Source organism: Citrobacter sp. C5_2 (assembly GCF_014596845.2).
GTDB lineage: Bacteria > Pseudomonadota > Gammaproteobacteria > Enterobacterales > Enterobacteriaceae > Citrobacter > Citrobacter werkmanii.
Map to the genome: position 1 here is coordinate 4,300,938 of NZ_CP115032.1, position 19,920 is coordinate 4,320,857.

Here is a 19,920-nt window from a genome sequence, read left to right on the forward strand (position 1 = left end):
AAGACTTACTCTACTTCACGAACATCCACTCGCAGCTCTTTGGGCACTTCGAAAACAATATTTTCTTCACGGCCTTCCAGTGGGATAGCCTCTCCACCGCCAAGTTCCTGCAGACGAGCGATCACGTTTTGCACCAGGATATCCGGCGCCGAGGCTCCGGCCGTCACGCCTACGCACTTAGCGTCTTTTACCCACGCTTCCTGGATGTCGGTCGCATCGTCAATCAAATACGCCGCTTTCCCCATTCGCTGGGCCAGTTCAGCCAGACGGTTAGAGTTAGAGGAGTTTTTCGAGCCGACCACCAGCACCACATCAGCCTGTTCCGCCAGCGCGCGAACTGCTTCCTGACGGTTGGTGGTGGCATAACAGATATCGTCTTTGCGTGGCCCGACAATTTTCGGGAACCGTTGGCGCAGCGCATCAATGACGTCAGAAGTGTCGTCAACGGAAAGCGTGGTCTGTGTCATGAAGGACAATTTACCTTCATTCTTCACGGTCAGTTTCAGTACATCTTCCGGTGATTCAACCAGATACATCCCCCCCTGTGGGTTACTGTACTGGCCCATCGTGCCTTCGACTTCCGGGTGTCCGGCGTGACCAATCAGAATTGACTCTTCACCGCGACGGCTGGCGCGTGCCACTTCCATATGCACTTTGGTGACTAACGGACAGGTGGCGTCGAAAACCGTGAGATCACGACCTTTGGCTTCGTTACGTACCGCCTGAGAGACACCGTGGGCGGAGAAGATCAGGATCGCGCCGTCAGGCACTTCACTGATTTGCTCAATAAAAATAGCGCCGCGCTCGCGCAGGCTATCCACCACATAGCGGTTATGCACCACCTCATGACGGACATAAATCGGCGCGCCATAAATAGCCAGCGCGTTTTCTACAATGCTGATAGCGCGGTCTACGCCAGCGCAAAAACCGCGCGGGTTAGCCAACAGGATCTGCATTTTACGCCTCCAGTACTGGTTCGACTTCCAGCACTTCAATATCAAAATGAACGGTATGCCCGGCCAGCGGATGGTTGAAATCAACCGTGATCGAGTCACCGTTGATTTCACGAATCACGCCAGGCATCTCACTGCCGTCCATTGCGGTAAAGAGCATGATAGCGCCAATTTCTGGCTCGCCCGCGTCCATAAATTCCCGACGCGAGAAATACTGAATCAAGTCCGGGCTTGGCACGCCAAAGGCGGCATCCGGCTCCAGGGAAAAAGTGGTTTTATCACCCTCTTTTAGCCCCAGCAGGTGTTGTTCCAGTCCTTCAGACAGAGAACCATCGCCCAGGCGAAACAGCGCAGGCTTGCCGTTATTGCGGGTTGACTCTGCGGTGGAGCCATCGTCGAGCTTAAGGGTGAAGTGCACCAGCACCGCACTGTTACTCTGTACTGATTTAGACATGCAGGTTGCTCTTTAAAATTGCTGCCGCCTGTTTGCCCGGTGGCGCTACGCTTACCGGGCCTACAAGGTTCGCGATAGATTGTAAGCCGGATTAGCATAGCGCCATCCGGCATTTTTTTATGCGGCTTTTTTCTCTTTCGACGGTAAGAAGCCTTCGAGAACAATCAATGCCGCGCCGATACAGATTGCCGTATCAGCCAGGTTGAATGTCGCGAAATGCCAGTCGCCAACGTAAAAGTCAATCATATCAACCACGAAGCCATGCCACAGGCGATCGAACAGATTGCCCAGCGCACCGCCAATGATTAACGCATACGCGATGTTGTTCAGCTTCTGCGTCGCCTTCGAGCGATACATCATCACCATCAGGATGACGCAGATACCAATAGCGATACCGGCAAAAAACCAACGTTGCCAGCCGCCGCTGTCGGCTAAGAAGCTAAACGCCGCGCCATAGTTTCGCGCGTAGTGCAGATTAAGCGACGGGAACAGCGATACCGTATCCCCCAGAGCAAAATTCTGGAGGATCAGGTACTTGCTGCCTAAATCGATAATCAGCACGACTACCACCAGCCACAGCCAGCGTAGTCCTGTTGAACAAAGAGGCTTACTCATCAGGCAAACTTACGTTGTTCGCCATCACCGGCGATGTTGCTGACACAGCGTCCGCAGATATCTGCATGTTCCGCCACCTGGCCGACGTCGGTAGTGTAATGCCAGCAGCGCGGGCACTTCTCACCTTCGGCTTTGCTCAGTACGATTTTCAGACCTTTGAGCAATTCGCTCTGCTGAGCATCAGCTGGCGCCTCGGCAAACTCCGCAACGCTCGCGCCAGAGGTCAGCAGCACAAAGCGCAACTCTTCGCCGAGCGCGGTCAATTTCGCCGCCAGTTCTGGTTCAGCGTACAGGGTGACTGCCGCTTCCAGAGAACCACCGACTTTCTTATCCGCACGCGCCTGCTCGATAACCTTGTTCACTTCGCCGCGTACTTTCAGCAGCTCGTCCCAGAAGGTATCGTTCATCGCCTCGGTTTCGCCTAAGCCAAACAGGCCTTCGTACCATTCACCAGTAAAGACATATTTTTCACGATCGCCCGGCAGGTAACCCCAGATTTCATCCGCGGTGAAGGACATGATCGGCGCCATCCAGCGAACCAGCGCTTCTGCGATATGGAACAGCGCAGTCTGGCAGCTACGACGCGCCCGGCTTTCCGCTTTCGCGGTGTACTGGCGGTCTTTGATGATGTCGAGGTAGAACGAACCCATTTCGACAGAGCAGAAACGCATCAGGCGCTGCACTACTTCGTGGAAGTCATAGGCTTCGTAAGCTTTCAGGATCTCTTCCTGTGCCGCTTGCGCACAGCCTACCGCCCACCTGTCCAGCACCACCATCTCTTCCGGTTTCACCATGTCTTTTACCGGATCGAACCCGTTCAGGTTCGCCAGCAGGAAGCGCGCGGTGTTACGGATACGACGATAGCTGTCGGCAGCACGTTTCAGAATTTCGTCAGAAACCGCCATTTCACCGGTGTAGTCGGTAGACGCCACCCACAGACGCAGAATATCCGCGCCGAGTTTGTTCATCACGTCCTGCGGAGAAACGGTGTTACCGATAGACTTGGACATCTTACGGCCCTGACCATCCACGGTGAAACCGTGAGTCAGTACCTGGCGATACGGCGCTTTGCCTTTCATCGCGGTGGAGATCATCAGAGATGACATGAACCAGCCACGGTGCTGGTCAGAGCCTTCCAGATACATATCCGCTGCGTGACCGGCAAATTCAGGACGCACGTCTACGACAGATGAGTGGGTGGAACCAGAGTCAAACCATACGTCCAGCGTATCCGGGACTTTGACATACTGGTCAGCTTCGTCGCCGAGGATATCTTTCGGATCGAGATCCCACCACGCCTGGATGCCGTCAATTTCAACGCGTTTAGCCACTTCTTCCATCAGTTCGATAGCGCGCGGATGCAGCTCTTCGGTGTCTTTGTGAACGAACAAAGACATCGGCACACCCCACGTACGCTGACGGGAGATACACCAGTCAGGACGGTTGGCAACCATGGATTCGATACGCGCCTGGCCCCAGTCAGGGATCCACTGCACGCCTTTGATCTCTTTCAGGGACTGCGCGCGAAGGCCTTTCTGATCCATGCTCACGAACCACTGCGGGGTCGCCCGGAAGATGATCGGCGTTTTGTGGCGCCAGCAGCACGGATAGCTATGCTGCATCTTCTCGACGTGCAGCAACGCGCCTTTTTCGCTCAGCAGAGCGACAACAATATCGTTGGCTTTAAAGACGTTCACACCGTCCAGGGTCGGGTAGGTCCCCGCCAGATAAGCGCCGTCCGGACCCACCGGGTTCGCCACTTCCAGACCGTATTTTTGACCGATGACATAGTCGTCCGGGCCGTGGCCAGGCGCGGTATGTACCGCCCCGGTACCCGCATCCAACGTGACGTGATCGCCCAGAATCGCCGGTACGTCAAAACCCATAAACGGGTGGGTAAAGCGCAACAGTTCCAGCTCTGCGCCTTTAACGGTGCCCAGAATGGTGTAGTCGGCCGCGCCAATGCGCTGCATGACGCTTTCAACCAGATCTTTCGCCAGAATCACGGCCTGGCCGTCGATCTGCACCAGCGCATAGTCAAAATCAGGCGCCAGGGAGATCGCGCGGTTCGCCGGCAACGTCCACGGGGTGGTGGTCCAGATAACCAGCGAGATCGGGCCGTTAACGTCAGAAACGGCAAATTTCGCTTTCACCGCGTCCTGATCGGCGGCGTGGAACGCCACGTCGATGGACGGGGAGGTTTTGTCATAATACTCAACTTCCGCTTCCGCCAGCGCGGAACGGCAGTCAACGCACCAGTGCACCGGTTTCGCCCCCTTATGCAGGTGACCGTTGCCGATGATTTTACCCAGCGCGCGAATGATGTTGGCTTCGGTTTTGAAGTCCATGGTCAGGTACGGATGCGACCAATCGCCCAGCACGCCAAGACGGATAAAGTCTTTACGCTGACCGTCAACCTGTGTAGCAGCGTATTCACGGCATTTAGCGCGGAACTCAGCGGCGGTGAACTTCTCGCCCGGTTTGCCATATTCCTGCTCTACTTTCAACTCGATCGGCAGACCGTGGCAGTCCCAGCCCGGAACGTAAGGCGAGTCATAGCCCGTGAGTCCTTTGGACTTCACGATAATGTCTTTCAGAATCTTGTTAACCGAGTGACCAATATGAATGCTGCCATTCGCATAAGGAGGGCCATCATGCAGAATGAAGGTTTTTTTGCCTTTTTTGGCCGCACGAATGATGCCGTACAGGTCATCATCAGTCCAACGCGCCAGCATTCCCGGTTCACGCTTGGCGAGATCGCCGCGCATCGGGAACCCTGTTTCCGGCAAATTCAGGGTTGATTTATAGTCACTCATCAGATTCTCGGTTCCGTATTTAAAACTCGTATAGGCATTAAGCCGGTTTTGTTAGCCCAAAAAAATCGCGGGCAGTCAACTCATCACGCGCAATCTGCGCTTTTAGTTCATCCAGCGAAGCAAATCGCTGCTCGCTGCGAATTTTTTTACGCAGCACTACATCTATATGGCGACCATAGAGGTCCATTACAACGTCCAGTAGATGCACTTCCAACTGCTGACGTACGCCGGCTACCGTCGGGCGGGTGCCGATGTTGGCAACACCGGGAAAAGGTTTGTCACCCAGCCCCATCACTTCAACCGCATAAACCCCTTTCACCGGAGAAACCTGGCGACGAAGCGGTAAGTTTGCCGTCGGAAAGCCAATGGTGCGTCCTAACTCGTCACCATGCACCACCCGTCCTGAGATGGTAAAAGGGTGCCCAAGCAGGCTTTCGGCCAACTGCAGGTTATCTTCAGCCAGCGCCTGACGTACCGCGGTGCTGCTGATACGAACACCGCCTTCACAGAAGGTTTGGGTACTGGTGATATCAAAACCATACTCAGCGCCCGCTTCCTGTAATAACAAGAAATCGCCCGCACGGCTAGCGCCAAAGCGGAAATCATCGCCCACGGCAAGAAATTGTACACCAAGGCGCTTAACCAGCAGATCGCTGATAAATGTCTGCGCCGTTAATGCCGCGAAGCGCCTGTCAAAACGCACGCACAATACGTAATCTACGCCACACTCCGCCAGATAACGCAGTTTTTCTCGCAGGCGAGTAAGGCGCGCAGGTGATTTGTCCGTTGCAAACAGCTCTAATGGCTGTGGCTCGAAAATCATCACCATCACCGGCAAATTGCGTTTGCGCCCTTCTTCCCGTAAGCCCTGCAGCAACGCACGGTGGCCACGGTGCACGCCGTCGAAATTACCAATAGTCAGCACACACCCATGCGGGGCCTGACTGAGATTATGTATGCCTCGTATCAGCTTCATGTCTGGCTCAAAACAGTGAAAATCGTGAAAGTATACCCTGTACCGCGGTCAAGGTTAACCGGCGATTGTTTCTCCGAAACAGAAAGAGGATGGTTTTCATTGTTATGAAACAAATTGCAGACCTTAACGGGCAATCCAATGCAATTTTTCTCGTGGAAAAGCTGTATTCACGCCACGCAAGCTGGTAGAATCCTGCGCCATCACTACGCAACGAGTGCTGCAATTTAAACGGCGCTTATTTGCACAAATCCATTGACAAAAGAAGGCTAAAAGGGCATATTCCTCGGCCTTTGAATTGTCCATATAGAACACATTTGGGAGTTGGACCTTGGCTAATATCAAATCAGCTAAGAAGCGCGCCGTTCAGTCTGAAAAGGCCCGCAAGCACAACGCTAGCCGTCGCTCTATGATGCGTACTTTCATCAAGAAAGTATACGCAGCTATCGAAGCTGGCGACAAAGCTACTGCACTGAAAGCATTTAACGAAATGCAACCACTCGTGGACCGTCAGGCTGCTAAAGGTCTGATCCACAAAAACAAAGCTGCACGTCATAAAGCAAACCTGACTGCACAGATCAACAAACTGGCTTAATCGCCTGCTTGTTGTCGCTTTGTGAAAAAACCCGCGCAAGCGGGTTTTTTTATGGCTGTCATTTGTTCATTGGCGTAAAGAGCGCCGAGTAGTCCGCATTACAAATACGCTGCACCGCCGGATGCTGGATCATCCTTTCCGCAAATATAGCGTGATATTCTTCCATCACATTCTCCACCCGCCCAATCTCCACAATTGAATCGTCGGCATAGAAGTTGTTCGAATAGAGCGTCGGGGCAACGAAAATAGCGTTATGCGTTGCACCAAAAGCTTTCATCAGCGCTGCGTCATCAAATTCGCCGAGGATTTCAACATTCAAGCCTTGTGAGTTAATCCAGTTCAACAGCTTACGACCGAGCATCGAACGACGTCCAGGGATCAGCAATCGGCGCTCTTCCAGACAGGCCGGAAACGGCTTCTCAGGCAAAGGCTGGGTGCACCAAAAACTTACGCCGCATTCGCCTATGCGCACCGAGAACAACCCTTCCTGTTGCGTAGAATCAATCGGACAGTCAGAGATAATCATATCCAGCTTATGCTGACTGAGTTGATCCAGCAGCATCTCGTGCGTTGATTCAAAACAGCGCAGATGGATTTGTTCATCTTCCACCACCGCGGCATTCAACACACGGCTGACCAACTGTTTGGATAGCGCATCCGCCACGCCGACATCAAACAGCAAGTTAGACTCTTTGCGGTAGTTCACGATATCCAACATTTCCTGGCTTAACGTGAACATTTTATCCGCATAACGAAAGACTAACTCGCCTAACTCGCTTGGCTCCAGCCCACGCCCCTTCCGCTTGAACAACTTTCCTTGTAAACGTTCTTCAAGCGCTTTGATCTGCCCGGTAATGGTCTGCGGTGTCAGATAAAGCGCTTCTGCTGCACCAACCACCGAACCTTCTTTATAGACATGCCAAAAGTAATACAGGTGGTTGTAATTTATATGAGACATACTCTCTCCCTGAAAATTGTCACGAAAGGGTTATCCTGTCAGGCGGATGCGTTTAACCGGGTGCGTAACCAGCAGTAACCAATTACCGCCGACAGCAAGGAGCCAATCAGGATCCCCAGTTTCGCCCAGTTAATCAGCTCAGGATCGACATTACCAAACGCCAGGCTGGCGATGAAAATCGACATCGTAAAGCCAATACCGCACAGAATCCCGACCGCCATGATCTGCTGGAAATTCGTTCCTTCAGGTAATTGCGCCAGCTTTAAGCGTAACGCCAGCCAGCAAAACAGGCTGATACCCAGCGGTTTACCGATCAACAGACCTGCAATAATCCCCAGCGGTAATACGGAGGTCAGCCCATCAATGGTGACACCCTGCAGTGAAACACCCGCGTTAGCGAAGGCAAACAGCGGCAGGATCAGGTATGCCACCCACGGATGCAAAACATGCTCCAGACGCTTTGCCGGTGAACGTCCGTGTTTTTCCTTTAACGGAATGAAGAAACCGACGATCACGCCCGCCAGCGTCGCATGCACACCGGACTTCAGAACTGCCGTCCACAGCACCACGCCCACCAGAATATAAATCCCGGTACGTCTCACGCCACACAGATTCAAGGCCGCCAGGACGAGAATGGCACACGCGGCAACGCCCAGCGACAGCAGCGAGAGATCGCTGGTGTAGAACAGCGCGATGATCACGATAGCGCCAAGATCATCGATAATCGCCAAAGCCATGAGGAAGATTTTCAGCGCCAACGGAACACGACTGCCCAACAGTGCCAGCACACCTAATGCAAAAGCGATATCCGTTGCAGCCGGGATCGCCCACCCTTCACGGGTAATAGGGTCAGCATAGTTGAATGCCAGATACAGCAGCGCCGGGACAATCATCCCCCCGATAGCGGCAATGATCGGAAATGCCGCCTGACGCAGACTGGCCAGCGAGCCTTGCATTAACTCGCGTTTTACCTCCAGACCAATCAACAAGAAGAACACTGCCATCAACGCGTCGTTGATCCACAGCAGCATATTTTTGTTGATCTCAAGCGCGCCAACCCGCAGTTGAACGGGCGTTTCCAGAAAGGCATGGTACCATCCACTGGTGACCCCGATATTTGCCATCAACATAGCGATGACGGCTGCGATGATCAGGATGATGCCCCCCGAGGCGTCACTACTAAAAAAACGATGCAGATGTTTCACTTTTATTCTCTCTATTGGGTGAATACTTCGTAAATACTATCTTACACCCTCAAAAAGCTCGTTAAAATTAGATTATTCATGATAGATAGATCGGTTTTTACGAACAAATAGACTGAAATTAAAAAAGATTTTCCGAACGGAAAACAGAAATAAAAAAGCCTGAAACTTTTCAGTCCCAGGCTTTTTATCAAATATTGAGTCGAGAGAATCAGCGGGTCAAATCGTCAAAGAACTTCTTCACGCCGTCGAAGAAGCTTTTGGAGCGCGGGCTGTTTTGCTCGCCGGTCGGGCCGCCAAAACTGTCCTGCAGGTCTTTCAGCAACTGCTTCTGCTTGTCGTTCAGACCCACAGGGGTTTCAACAACGACACGACACAGCAGATCGCCCTGAGCGCCACCGCGTACAGACTTGACGCCCTTTCCACGCATGCGGAACAGTTTGCCGGTCTGCGTCTCGCCCGGAATCTTCAACTTCACGCGGCCGTCCAGCGTCGGGACTTCAATCTCGCCGCCCAGCGCTGCCATCGCAAAGTTAATCGGTACTTCGCAGTACAGGTTATTGCCTTCACGCTCAAAAATTGGGTGCTGTTTTACCTGCACCTGAACGTATAAATCGCCTGCTGGCGCGCCATGCTCACCGGCTTCACCTTCACCTGCTAAACGAATACGGTCGCCGGTATCAACGCCTGCCGGGATTTTAACGGACAGCGTTTTGCTTTTCTCAACGCGACCATGACCGTGACATTTGTTGCACGGATCTTTGATCAGCGTACCGCGCCCCTGACAATGTGGACAGGTCTGCTGCACGGCAAAAAAGCCCTGGCGCATCTGCACCTGGCCGGAACCGTGACAGGTTGGACAAGTTTGCGGCTGAGTACCTGACTTCGCGCCGCTGCCATGGCAGACGTCACACTCTTCCAGCGTCGGAATACGGATCTCTTTGGTGACGCCACGCACGGCTTCTTCCAGAGTGAGATCCATGTTGTAACGTAAATCAGCACCACGTGAGGCGCGCTGACGACCACGACCGCCGCCAAAGATATCGCCAAACACGTCACCAAAGATATCGCTGAAGTCAGCCCCGCCGCCAAAACCGCCGCCGCCGCCCATGCCGCCTTGCTCAAACGCGGCATGACCGTACTGATCGTAAGCCGCGCGTTTTTGCGCATCGGTCAGGATCTCGTACGCTTCTTTGATCTCTTTAAACTTGGCTTCAGCCTCTTTATCACCCTGGTTGCGATCCGGGTGATATTTCATGGCCAGGCGCTTGTAGGCCTTTTTGATTTCACGCTCTTCCGCTGATTTGGAAACGCCTAAAATCTCGTAATAGTCTTGCTTTGCCATTGGTTTTTTTAAGCCCCTTAACATACAAGCACGGGCGAAGAGGAAACCTCTACGCCCGTGCCGATTAACTACCCTGCATCAGGGCGATTATTTTTTGTCTTTCACTTCTTCAAACTCAGCGTCGACAACGTCGTCATCTTTCGCATTGTTTGCAGAAGCATCAGCGCCTGCTGCACCAGCCTGCTGCTGTGCGTGCTGCTGCTGAGCGATTTCCATCAGTTTCTGGGAAACCTGAGCCAGCGCCTGCATTTTCGCTTCGATATCCGCTTTGTCTTCGCCTTTCAGAGACGTTTCCAGCGCGGTCAGTGCAGACTCAATGGCAGTTTTGTCGTCAGCCGGCAGCTTGTCGCCTGCTTCTTCAACCTGCTTACGAGTGCTGTGCAGCAGATGGTCGCCCTGGTTACGAGTCTGAACCAGCTCTTCGAACTTACGGTCAGATTCTGCGTTCGCTTCTGCTTCGCGAACCATTTTCTGGATTTCTTCTTCGTTCAGACCAGAAGAAGCCTTGATGGTGATCTTCTGCTCTTTACCGCTGTTTTTGTCTTTCGCGGAAACGTGCAGGATACCGTCGGCATCGATATCGAAGGTAACTTCGATCTGCGGCATACCGCGCGGAGCCGGGCTGATACCATCCAGGTTAAACTGACCCAGATCTTTGTTATCGGCAGCACGTTTACGTTCACCCTGCAGCACATGGATGGTTACCGCAGACTGGTTGTCTTCAGCGGTAGAGAACACCTGGCTGTGCTTGGTCGGGATGGTGGTGTTTTTCGCGATCAGTGGCGTCATCACACCGCCCATGGTTTCGATACCCAGAGACAGCGGGGTAACGTCCAGCAGCAGTACGTCTTTCACATCACCAGTCAATACACCACCCTGAACGGCAGCACCGATTGCCACGGCTTCGTCCGGGTTAACGTCTTTACGCGGCTCTTTACCGAAGAATTCAGCAACTTTCTTCTGCACCATCGGCATACGCGTCTGACCACCAACGAGAATGACGTCGTTGATATCAGAAACAGACAGGCCAGCGTCCTGCAGAGCAACTTTCAGCGGCTCGATAGAACGGTTAACCAGGTCTTCAACCAGGCTTTCCAGTTTCGCACGGGTCACTTTGATGTTCATGTGTTTCGGACCAGTCGCGTCTGCAGTGATGTACGGCAGGTTCACGTCGGTCTGCTGAGCGGAAGACAGCTCGATCTTCGCTTTCTCAGCGGCTTCTTTCAGACGCTGCATCGCCAGCGGGTCATTACGCAGGTCGATACCCTGATCTTTCTTAAACTCGTCAACCAGGTAGTTGATCATACGGCTGTCGAAGTCTTCACCACCCAGGTGGGTATCCCCGTTGGTTGCCAGAACTTCGAAGGTTTTTTCGCCGTCAACTTCGTCGATTTCGATAATAGAGATATCGAAAGTACCACCACCGAGGTCATATACCGCGATAGTGCGGTTGCCGACTTCTTTATCCAGACCGTAAGCCAGTGCAGCTGCGGTTGGTTCGTTGATGATACGTTTTACTTCCAGACCTGCGATACGGCCGGCGTCTTTGGTTGCCTGACGCTGAGCATCGTTAAAGTATGCAGGTACGGTGATAACCGCTTCAGTTACCGGTTCACCCAGGTAATCTTCAGCCGTTTTCTTCATTTTCTTCAGCACTTCTGCAGAGATCTGCGGCGGTGCCATTTTCTGACCTTTTACGTCAATCCAGGCATCACCGTTGTCAGCACCGATGATTTTGTACGGCATGATGGCTTCATCACGCTGTACTTCTTCGTCCTGGAAGCGGCGGCCAATCAGGCGTTTAATCGCAAACAGGGTGTTTTGCGGGTTTGTCACTGCCTGACGTTTAGCCGGCTGACCAACCAGAGTTTCACCATCCTGGGTATAAGCAATGATAGAAGGCGTGGTGCGATCGCCCTCGGCGTTCTCCAGCACACGTGCAGTAGTGCCATCCATAATCGCTACACAAGAGTTGGTAGTACCCAGGTCGATACCAATAATTTTACCCATCTAAACGTCTCCACTAAAAATTCGGTCATCATGTGGTTGTGAATCTGTAATAAGGGCGAAACGTGCGGTTTCAACTACCCTGAATCGTTTTTTTTCAGACTCACCACTGCGGTTGACTACTAAGTGGGGTCGTAACCCACTTCATCAAGGGGGGCATGAAAAATTTTTTTAGCGCAGAAGCAATAAATTTGCCGAAAAAAGGCACAAAACCACAAAAAATGAATAATCGCCAATCAAAATTAATTCATGAAGCCAATTAATAAAGCACTGTTATTCACATAAAAATTGTAATAAAAAGAAAAGATTACGTGAATGAATCGTTTTTGTGTCGGCGGTAAACTAGCGCGAAGCCACGCACTTTTGCAGCCGTCAAAGAGAAATTTCATGAAATCCGTTTTAACCCTTTCCGCCACCCTGCTTATGGGCCTGGTGTCGAGCAGCGCCGCTCACGCTAACGATCATAAAGTTCTGGGGATGATTGCTATGCCCCGCAACGCAACTAACGATCTCACGCTCAAAATTCCCGTTTGTCGGGTGGTGAAGCGTATTCAACTCACCGCCGATCGAGGCGATATTAACCTTAACGGCGCATCCGTTTACTTCAAAGCTGCGCACACCTCCAGTCAAAGCCTGAACGTCCCGTCATCCATTAAAGAGGGACAAACCACTAATTGGATCAATATTAATAGCGACAACGACAATAAACGCTGCGTATCCAAAATCACTTTTTCAGGCCAGTCGGTAAACTCCTCTGACATGGCGACGCTTAAAGTCATCGGCGACGACTAACTACGCCCTTTTATTCAGAAGCCATAGAAAACATGAATGTCACGTATTTGCATGACGACGACCTCGACTTTCTGCAGCATTGCAGTGAGGAACAACTCGCCACGATTACTCGCCTGTTAACGCATAATGAAAAAGGGAAAGCCCGTCTGTCGAGCGTTCTGAGCCACAACGAATTATTTAAATCGATGGAAGGACACCCGGAACAGCACCGCCGCAACTGGCAACTGATCGCCGGCGAACTTCAGCATTATGGTGGCGACAGCATTGCCAATAAACTTCGTGGCCATGGAAAGCTGTATCGGGCGATTTTGCTGGATGTTTCGAAGCGCCTGAAGCTTAAAGCCGACAAAGCGATGCCCACGTATGAAATTGAACAGTATTTGCTGGAACACTTTCTACGGAATGCCTGGCAAAAAATGGATGCGGACCATAAGCAGGAATTTTTGCAGGCCGTTGAGGCAAAAGTCTCTGAACTGGAAGAGTTACTGCCGCTATTAATGAAGGATCGCCATCTGGCGACTGGCGTTGCTCATTTGCTCTCCGGCCAACTTACGCAGATCCTGCGTACCCATGCCGCAGTTAGCGTCATCGGGCATGGATTGCTACGCGGCGCTGGGCTTGGCGGCCCGGTCGGCGCGGCTTTAAACGGGGTTAAAGCGGTGAGCGGCAGCGCCTATCGCGTGACGATTCCGGCGGTGCTACAAATCGCCTGTCTGCGCAGAATGATCAACAACACACAAGCGTGATGTCCATCACAGGGAAAATAATTCATTTTCCCTTTGTTAGATCATAGACAGTCCGCTCTCCCCTGATTATCATGCCGCGCCCCGAAGACAGTGATCGTTATTCGGGGAAACTATTTCACCATTCAATCAATGATGATTTTGAGGAATTATGGGCAACACTAAGTTGGCTAATCCGGCACCGCTGGGCCTGATGGGCTTTGGCATGACCACCATTCTGCTTAACCTGCATAACGCGGGTTTCTTCGCCTTTGACGTTATTATTCTGGCGATGGGCATTTTCTACGGCGGTATCGCGCAAATTTTTGCCGGGCTGCTGGAATATAAAAAAGGCAACACCTTCGGTTTAACCGCCTTTACCTCCTACGGCTCGTTCTGGCTGACGCTGGTTGCGATCCTGATCATGCCGAAAATGGGCCTGGCGGATGCAACCAACGGCCAGTTCCTGGGCGTATACCTGGGGCTGTGGGGCGTGTTCACACTGTTCATGTTCTTCGGCACGCTGAAAGCTGCGCGTGCGCTGCAGTTTGTCTTCCTGAGCCTGACGGTGCTGTTCGCGCTGCTGGCCGTGGGCAACATTGCAGGTAACGAAGCGATCATCCACGTTGCTGGCTGGGTTGGCTTAGTGTGTGGTGCAAGCGCCATTTACCTGGCGATGGGCGAAGTGCTGAACGAACAGTTTGGCCGTACCATCCTGCCGATTGGTGAAGCGCACTAATCTGACGCTATCCCCCCGGACGGGGGGATATTCCTTACAAGCGCTGTAACTCTCCCTGCACGCTGGTATCGCGATGATAAATATCCTGTCGCAGCCAAATCCCCAGCCCTAACCCCACCAGCGATAACGCCAGTACATACCAGGCTGGAGCCATTGGCGACACGCTCATTAACATCGTCACAGCGATTGGCGTCAGACCACCAAAAATGGCGTACGAAACGTTGTAAGAAAACGAGATACCGGTAAAGCGGACTTCCGCTGGAAACGCTCGTACCATGACATAAGGCACAGCCCCCACCACGCCAACGCACAAGCCCACCAGCCCATACAGCAGGAACAAATGCTGAGGATGGCTACCGGTCAGATGATAGAAAAGCCAGCTCGAACAGGCCAGCAGCAGGCTACCGACAATAAAGGTTTTGCTGGCGCCAACCCGGTCGACAATAAACCCGGCCAGCAGACAACCGACGCACAGCATAATGGTCGCGACACTGTTGGCTTGTAATGTCAATGCTGGCGCAAAGCCATACTGTTTCTGCAGCCAGACTGGCGACATCAGGATCACCACCACGATCCCGGCCGATAACAGCCAGGTCAGCAGCATGGAAATGACCACCGCTTTTTTATGTTTGCTTACCACCGACTTTACCGGTAGCTCTTGCGCCAACGCTTTACGCTGCTGCATTTCGAGGAAGATGGGCGTTTCCTGCAGCCAGCGGCGCAGATACATCGCCACCAGGCCAAACACGCCGCCCAGCAGGAAAGGAATACGCCAGCCGTAGTCATGCACCGCTTGCTGCGTCAGGCTGGTGTTCACCAGCGTTGCAACAACCGACCCCAACAGAATCCCCACAGTAAGCCCGGCAGTCAGCGTGCCGCAGGCGATACCGATGCGACGCTCCGGTACGTGTTCCGCCACGAACACCCACGCCCCCGGCACTTCGCCCCCAATGGCTGCGCCCTGCAAAATGCGCATCAGTAATAACAGTAACGGCGCGAGGATCCCCATTGAGGCATAGGTAGGCAACAAACCAATCGCCAGCGTCGGTATCGCCATCAACAAAATGCTCAGGGTAAACATTTTTTTGCGTCCGACCAGGTCGCCAAAATGCGCCATAATGATGCCGCCCAATGGACGCGCCAGGTATCCGGCGGCAAAAATGCCGAAGGTTTGAACCTGACGTAGCCATTCAGGGATATCGGCCGGGAAGAAAAGTTCGCCAACAACCGCGGCAAAGAAGACGAAGATAATGAAATCATAAAACTCAAGCGCCCCGCCGAGGGCAGCAAGCGTAAGGGTTTTATAATCCTGGCGATTCAGGGGTCGAGTGTGTTGTGACATAGCAAACCATGAGTCAGTGGAGTAATTGAATATGTCTGTCGATATATGTAAATCAAAAATTACTATATCGTAAACAATTCAATACTCCACCTTCATTGTTACTTATATCACGACCAGGCTACTTTCAGGCGTTTGTATCGCGGATCGCGCTTTTAGGGCGAAAAGATGCTACTACTGCCGGTGCAGTCTCAACATAAGGTCCATCCAACAGCTGTATACAATACGGTACACTTGCAAAAATGCCTGGCACGATGACCTTACCTTCGGCATCTTTCACGCCTTCCAGCGTTTCTTTGATCGATTTCGGCTGCCCAGGCAGATTCAGGATCAGCGCCTGTTTGCGAATCACGCCAACCTGACGAGAAAGGATTGCGGTTGGCACAAAGTGCAGACTTATCTGGCGCATTTGCTCACCAAAACCAGGCATCTGGCGGTCGGCTACGGCCAGCGTAGCGTCTGGCGTTACGTCGCGACGTGCCGGCCCCGTTCCGCCGGTCGTCAGTACCAGATGACAGCTCATTTCATCAACCAGCTCGCATAAGGTTTGTTCGATGATCGCCTGTTCATCCGGGATCAGCCGTGTTTGCAGCTCAAAAGGGGTTGTTAGGGCTGATGCCAGCCACTCTTCAAGGGCCGGGATACCTTTATCCTGGTAAACGCCGCTGGAAGCACGATCAGAAATGGACACCAGGCCAATGCGTAAAGTATTCATGATTATTCCGTTTAAACAGTCTCGTTAAACAGAATGATACACTGCGAAAGGAAGGACAGACAGGTTTCAGAAGAGGTAGCGTGACCCCTGTCAGGGCCACGCCGAAATGATTACAGCAGATCGCCGATCATTTTTTCCAGTTTGCCCTGGTCTACAGCAAACTTACGGATACCGTCCGCCAGTTTGTCTACAGCCATTGGATCCTGGTTGTGCTGCCACAGGAACTCAGCTTCAGTGATACGTGCAGGACGCGCTTTCACTTCGCCAGAGAAGGACAGTTTACGTTCGATAGCGCCTTCGCTTTCCGCCAGCTCTTTCAGCAGTGCCGGTGCAATCGTCAGACGATCGCAGCCCGCCAGCTCGATGATTTCACCGATGTTACGGAAGCTCGCGCCCATAACTACGGTTTCGTAACCGTGCTGTTTGTAGTACTCGTAGATTTCCGTTACGGAAATCACGCCCGGATCTTCTGCCGGTGCATACTCTTTCTTGTCGGTGTTGGCTTTGTACCAGTCAAGAATACGACCAACGAACGGAGAAATCAGGTATACGCCAGCTTCTGCACAAGCGCGCGCCTGCGCGAAAGAGAACAGCAGAGTCAGGTTACAGTTGATGCCTTCTTTTTCCAGCTGCTCAGCGGCACGAATGCCCTGCCAGGTTGAAGCCAGTTTGATCAGAATGCGATCGTTGCTGATGCCAGCATCGTTGTACAGTTTAATCAGACGTTTTGCTTTCGCGATGGATGCGTCGGTGTCGTAGGACAGGCGAGCGTCAACTTCTGTGGAAATGCGACCCGGGACCAGTTTCAGGATCTCCAGACCAATGTTTACCGCCAGTTTGTCGGTCGCGTCGACGACCTGCTGCGCGCGGTCGTTGCTCTGCTGCTTAGCCCAGGCTACAGCGTCATCAATCAGCTTGCGATATTCCGGGATCTGCGCTGCGTTAAGAATGAGAGAAGGGTTAGTTGTGGCATCCTGAGGCTGATACAGCTTCATTGCCGCGATGTCTCCGGTGTCGGCCACTACTGTGGTGAACTGACGAAGGGAGGTCAATTTGTCCGTCATGATAGTGATTCTCTTTAAACAGCTTGTTAGGGGGATGTAACCGATCTTCCCTGATGATAGCACGACGCACTCTCAGCGCAACCGCCTGTATTGTCCGACCTGCCGCTCAGCCCTGATTACGCAGCTCAAAGCCTGAGATGCGCAATTAAGGGATATACCTGTTGTTATGATAAACTCCCGTAATCAATCTACTTAGAAGGTATATACTGGTCGATAATTGGTAGAGCTTACATGGGATTATTCGCGCTTACCGGCATCAACAAGAGGGATGTTAATGCCTGATTTTTTCGCATTTATTAATGAAATACTCTGGGGCTCGGTAATGATCTACCTCCTGCTTGGCGCAGGATGTTGGTTCACCTGGCGTACGGGGTTTATCCAGTTTCGCTACATTCGCCAGTTTGGCAGAAGTCTTAAAAACAGCATCAGCCCGCAACCGGGCGGTTTAACTTCCTTTCAGGCTTTATGCACCAGTCTTGCCGCGCGGATCGGCAGCGGAAATCTGGCGGGCGTGGCGTTGGCAATCGCCGCAGGCGGCGCGGGAGCCGTTTTCTGGATGTGGGTCTCGGCAGTCATTGGGATGGCAACCTCGTTTGCCGAATGCTCACTTGCGCAACTGTATAAAGAACGCAACAGCAAGGGACAGTTTCGCGGCGGTCCTGCGTGGTATATGGCGCGTGGACTGGGTATGCGCTGGATGGGCGTGCTTTTTGCCATCTTTTTACTCATCGCATATGGACTGATTTTTAACAGCGTGCAGGCAAACTCGGTCTCGCGCGCACTTGCTTTTGCTTTCGATATCCCTCCTCTCTTCTCCGGTATCGCCCTGGCTATCGCATCATTACTGGTCATCGTCGGCGGTATTAAAGGCGTTGCCCGTCTGATGCAATGGTTTGTTCCGGTGATGGCTCTGTTGTGGGTCGGTTGTAGCCTCGTCATCTGCCTTTGGCATTTCGCTCAGCTTCCCGACATTATCATGACCATTGTTAAAAGTGCCTTTGGCTGGCAGGAAGCCGCCGCCGGCGCCGCCGGGTATACGCTAAGCCAGGCCATTGCCAGCGGCTTTCAACGCGGTATGTTCTCGAATGAGGCCGGAATGGGCTCAACCCCGAACGCCGCCGCCTCGGCTGCGTCATGGCCTCCGCATCCTGCGGCACAAGGCATTGTGCAAATGATCGGTGTTTTAGGCGATACGCTGATTCTTTGTACGGCCAGTGCGATGATCGTTCTGCTGGCGGGTAATGGCACCAGTTCTATCCCCATTGAAGGCATCCAGTTGCTGCAAAGAGCGATGGTCTCGCTGACGGGTGAATGGGGCGCCGGATTCGTCGCCTTTATTGTGATCCTGTTTGCCTTTAGCTCTATCGTCGCCAACTACATCTATGCGGAAAACAACCTTATTTTCCTGAAGCTGGACAATTTCCGGGTAATTTGGCTATTACGTATCGCGACCGTGAGCACCGTTGTCGGCGGCACATTACTCAGCTTCCCGCTGCTCTGGCAACTTGCCGACATCATCATGGCCTGTATGGCCATCACTAACCTGACGGCGATTTTACTGCTCTCGCCGATTGTCCATACCCTCGCCAGCGACTATCTGCGCCAGCGTAAACTCGGGGTGCGCCCGGAATTTGATCCGCGCCGTTATCCTGATATCAGGCAGCAGCTTGCGCCCGAAAGCTGGGATGAAACGCCGCGTGATTAGCGCGGCAATCGCAACCATCGATCAATTCTGTCCATTTTTTTGCTAAAGTCGCAGTAAATTTCCTGCAAGGACTGGATATGCTGATTCTGATTTCACCTGCAAAAACGCTCGACTACCAAAGTCCGCTGGCAACCACACGCCACACGCTGCCCGAACTGCTGGATCACTCGCAGCAGCTTATTCACGTGGCGCGACAACTCTCCGCGCCGCAGATTGGCAAGCTGATGGGAATTAGCGACAAGCTGGCGGATCTGAACGCCACCCGTTTCCATGACTGGCAGCCCGATTTCACACCGGAGAATGCGCGTCAGGCTATTCTGGCGTTTAAAGGCGACGTTTATACCGGGCTGCAGGCTGAAACCTTCAGCGAAGCGGATTTTGACTTCGCTCAGCAGCATTTACGCATGTTGTCCGGGCTGTACGGCGTGTTGCGTCCGCTGGATTTGATGCAGCCTTACCGTCTGGAGATGGGCATTCGTCTGGCTAATCCAAAGGGGAAAGATCTTTACCAGTTCTGGGGCGATACCATCACCGACAAACTTAACGAAGCGCTGGAAGCGCAAGGCGACAGCGTGGTGATTAACCTCGCATCAGATGAATATTTTAAATCTGTGAAGCCGAAAAAGCTGAACGCCGAACTTATCAAACCGGTCTTCCTCGATGAGAAGAACGGTAAGTTCAAAGTCATCAGCTTTTATGCTAAAAAAGCGCGTGGCCTGATGAGCCGCTACATCATTGAAAATCGCTTAACTCAGCCAGATCAACTGATGGCATTTAACAGTGAAGGCTATTTCTTTGATGAGGAAGCGTCAGGGAATGGCGAACTGGTGTTTAAACGCCACGAGCAGTAGTGTACATGCCGGATGGCGGCTAACGCCTTATCCGGCCTACAGGTTTTGTATGCCCGCTAAGCACAGCGCCAACGG

The 19,920-nt window shown here is 52.6% G+C and carries 19 protein-coding genes; 6 read left to right on the forward strand and 13 right to left on the reverse strand.

The annotated features are described in order from the left end of the window. Positions 1 to 5: 5 nt before the first annotated feature. The 6 genes from ispH to ICA20_RS20945 all read right to left on the reverse strand — a co-directional run bounded on the left by ispH (position 6) and on the right by ICA20_RS20945 (position 6,037). Complete coding sequence (gene ispH / locus ICA20_RS20920; RefSeq protein ID WP_038637079.1) at positions 6 to 956, reverse strand: 4-hydroxy-3-methylbut-2-enyl diphosphate reductase; 951 nt, start codon at positions 954 to 956, stop codon at positions 6 to 8. A gap of 1 nt (position 957) precedes the next feature. Continuing rightward, positions 958 to 1,407, reverse strand: a complete 450-nt coding sequence (gene fkpB, locus ICA20_RS20925; RefSeq protein WP_038637078.1) for an FKBP-type peptidyl-prolyl cis-trans isomerase — start codon at positions 1,405 to 1,407, stop codon at positions 958 to 960. Positions 1,408 to 1,524: 117 nt separating this feature from the next. Further along, the gene (gene lspA, locus ICA20_RS20930) at positions 1,525 to 2,022 is read right to left on the reverse strand and encodes a signal peptidase II (protein WP_003018932.1); all 498 of its coding nucleotides are present in this window, start codon (positions 2,020 to 2,022) and stop codon (positions 1,525 to 1,527) included. After that, entirely contained in the window at positions 2,022 to 4,838 is a 2,817-nt protein-coding gene (gene ileS, locus ICA20_RS20935; protein ID WP_038637074.1) for an isoleucine--tRNA ligase, read from the reverse strand. Before ileS ends, lspA begins: the two co-directional genes overlap by 1 nt. A gap of 37 nt (positions 4,839 to 4,875) precedes the next feature. Continuing rightward, complete coding sequence (gene ribF / locus ICA20_RS20940) at positions 4,876 to 5,814, reverse strand: bifunctional riboflavin kinase/FAD synthetase (protein WP_038637072.1); 939 nt, start codon at positions 5,812 to 5,814, stop codon at positions 4,876 to 4,878. A 7-nt stretch (positions 5,815 to 5,821) separates the two neighbouring features. Beyond that, on the reverse strand, positions 5,822 to 6,037 hold the full coding sequence (locus tag ICA20_RS20945; protein WP_071888087.1) for a DUF2575 family protein: 216 nt from the start codon (positions 6,035 to 6,037) through the stop codon (positions 5,822 to 5,824). Positions 6,038 to 6,142: 105 nt separating this feature from the next. Here ICA20_RS20945 and rpsT point away from each other — a divergent pair, with 105 nt between their 5' ends. Continuing rightward, a complete protein-coding gene (rpsT, locus tag ICA20_RS20950; RefSeq protein WP_038637070.1) occupies positions 6,143 to 6,406 on the forward strand; it encodes a 30S ribosomal protein S20 in 264 nt (87 codons plus the stop codon). A gap of 58 nt (positions 6,407 to 6,464) precedes the next feature. Here rpsT and nhaR read toward each other — a convergent pair whose 3' ends face one another. From nhaR to dnaK, 4 genes are all read right to left on the reverse strand, one after another. After that, positions 6,465 to 7,364: a transcriptional activator NhaR gene (gene nhaR, locus ICA20_RS20955; protein WP_038637068.1), complete on the reverse strand. Its 900-nt coding sequence runs from the start codon at positions 7,362 to 7,364 to the stop codon at positions 6,465 to 6,467. A 38-nt stretch (positions 7,365 to 7,402) separates the two neighbouring features. Further along, a complete protein-coding gene (gene nhaA, locus ICA20_RS20960) occupies positions 7,403 to 8,569 on the reverse strand; it encodes a Na+/H+ antiporter NhaA (RefSeq protein WP_038637066.1) in 1,167 nt (388 codons plus the stop codon). Between the two features lie 208 nt (positions 8,570 to 8,777). Continuing rightward, positions 8,778 to 9,911, reverse strand: coding sequence for a molecular chaperone DnaJ (gene dnaJ / locus ICA20_RS20965; RefSeq protein WP_032940353.1), 1,134 nt, complete (start codon positions 9,909 to 9,911; stop codon positions 8,778 to 8,780). A gap of 87 nt (positions 9,912 to 9,998) precedes the next feature. Then, positions 9,999 to 11,921, reverse strand: a complete 1,923-nt coding sequence (dnaK, locus tag ICA20_RS20970; RefSeq protein WP_038637064.1) for a molecular chaperone DnaK — start codon at positions 11,919 to 11,921, stop codon at positions 9,999 to 10,001. Positions 11,922 to 12,305: 384 nt separating this feature from the next. Between dnaK and ICA20_RS20975 the strand changes: the two genes are divergently transcribed. From ICA20_RS20975 to satP, 3 genes are all read left to right on the forward strand, one after another. Further along, positions 12,306 to 12,710 (forward strand): DUF2541 family protein, encoded by a 405-nt coding sequence (locus tag ICA20_RS20975; RefSeq protein ID WP_038637062.1) that lies wholly within the window; start codon positions 12,306 to 12,308, stop codon positions 12,708 to 12,710. Between the two features lie 32 nt (positions 12,711 to 12,742). Continuing rightward, positions 12,743 to 13,456: an acidic protein MsyB gene (gene msyB / locus ICA20_RS20980; protein WP_038637060.1), complete on the forward strand. Its 714-nt coding sequence runs from the start codon at positions 12,743 to 12,745 to the stop codon at positions 13,454 to 13,456. A gap of 148 nt (positions 13,457 to 13,604) precedes the next feature. After that, entirely contained in the window at positions 13,605 to 14,171 is a 567-nt protein-coding gene (gene satP, locus ICA20_RS20985) for an acetate uptake transporter (RefSeq protein WP_006686623.1), read from the forward strand. Positions 14,172 to 14,205: 34 nt separating this feature from the next. Here satP and ICA20_RS20990 read toward each other — a convergent pair whose 3' ends face one another. The 3 genes from ICA20_RS20990 to tal all read right to left on the reverse strand — a co-directional run bounded on the left by ICA20_RS20990 (position 14,206) and on the right by tal (position 17,289). Continuing rightward, positions 14,206 to 15,513: an MFS transporter gene (locus ICA20_RS20990; RefSeq protein ID WP_038637058.1), complete on the reverse strand. Its 1,308-nt coding sequence runs from the start codon at positions 15,511 to 15,513 to the stop codon at positions 14,206 to 14,208. A gap of 124 nt (positions 15,514 to 15,637) precedes the next feature. Then, positions 15,638 to 16,225 (reverse strand): molybdopterin adenylyltransferase, encoded by a 588-nt coding sequence (gene mog, locus ICA20_RS20995; RefSeq protein ID WP_038637056.1) that lies wholly within the window; start codon positions 16,223 to 16,225, stop codon positions 15,638 to 15,640. Between the two features lie 110 nt (positions 16,226 to 16,335). Further along, positions 16,336 to 17,289 (reverse strand): transaldolase, encoded by a 954-nt coding sequence (tal, locus tag ICA20_RS21000; RefSeq protein WP_038637054.1) that lies wholly within the window; start codon positions 17,287 to 17,289, stop codon positions 16,336 to 16,338. Positions 17,290 to 17,563: 274 nt separating this feature from the next. Here tal and ICA20_RS21005 point away from each other — a divergent pair, with 274 nt between their 5' ends. Together ICA20_RS21005 and yaaA are read left to right on the forward strand one after the other, a co-directional pair. Then, the gene (locus ICA20_RS21005; RefSeq protein ID WP_038637052.1) at positions 17,564 to 18,994 is read left to right on the forward strand and encodes a sodium:alanine symporter family protein; all 1,431 of its coding nucleotides are present in this window, start codon (positions 17,564 to 17,566) and stop codon (positions 18,992 to 18,994) included. A gap of 77 nt (positions 18,995 to 19,071) precedes the next feature. Then, the gene (yaaA, locus tag ICA20_RS21010; RefSeq protein ID WP_038637050.1) at positions 19,072 to 19,845 is read left to right on the forward strand and encodes a peroxide stress protein YaaA; all 774 of its coding nucleotides are present in this window, start codon (positions 19,072 to 19,074) and stop codon (positions 19,843 to 19,845) included. The last annotated feature ends 75 nt before the right edge of the window (positions 19,846 to 19,920 follow it).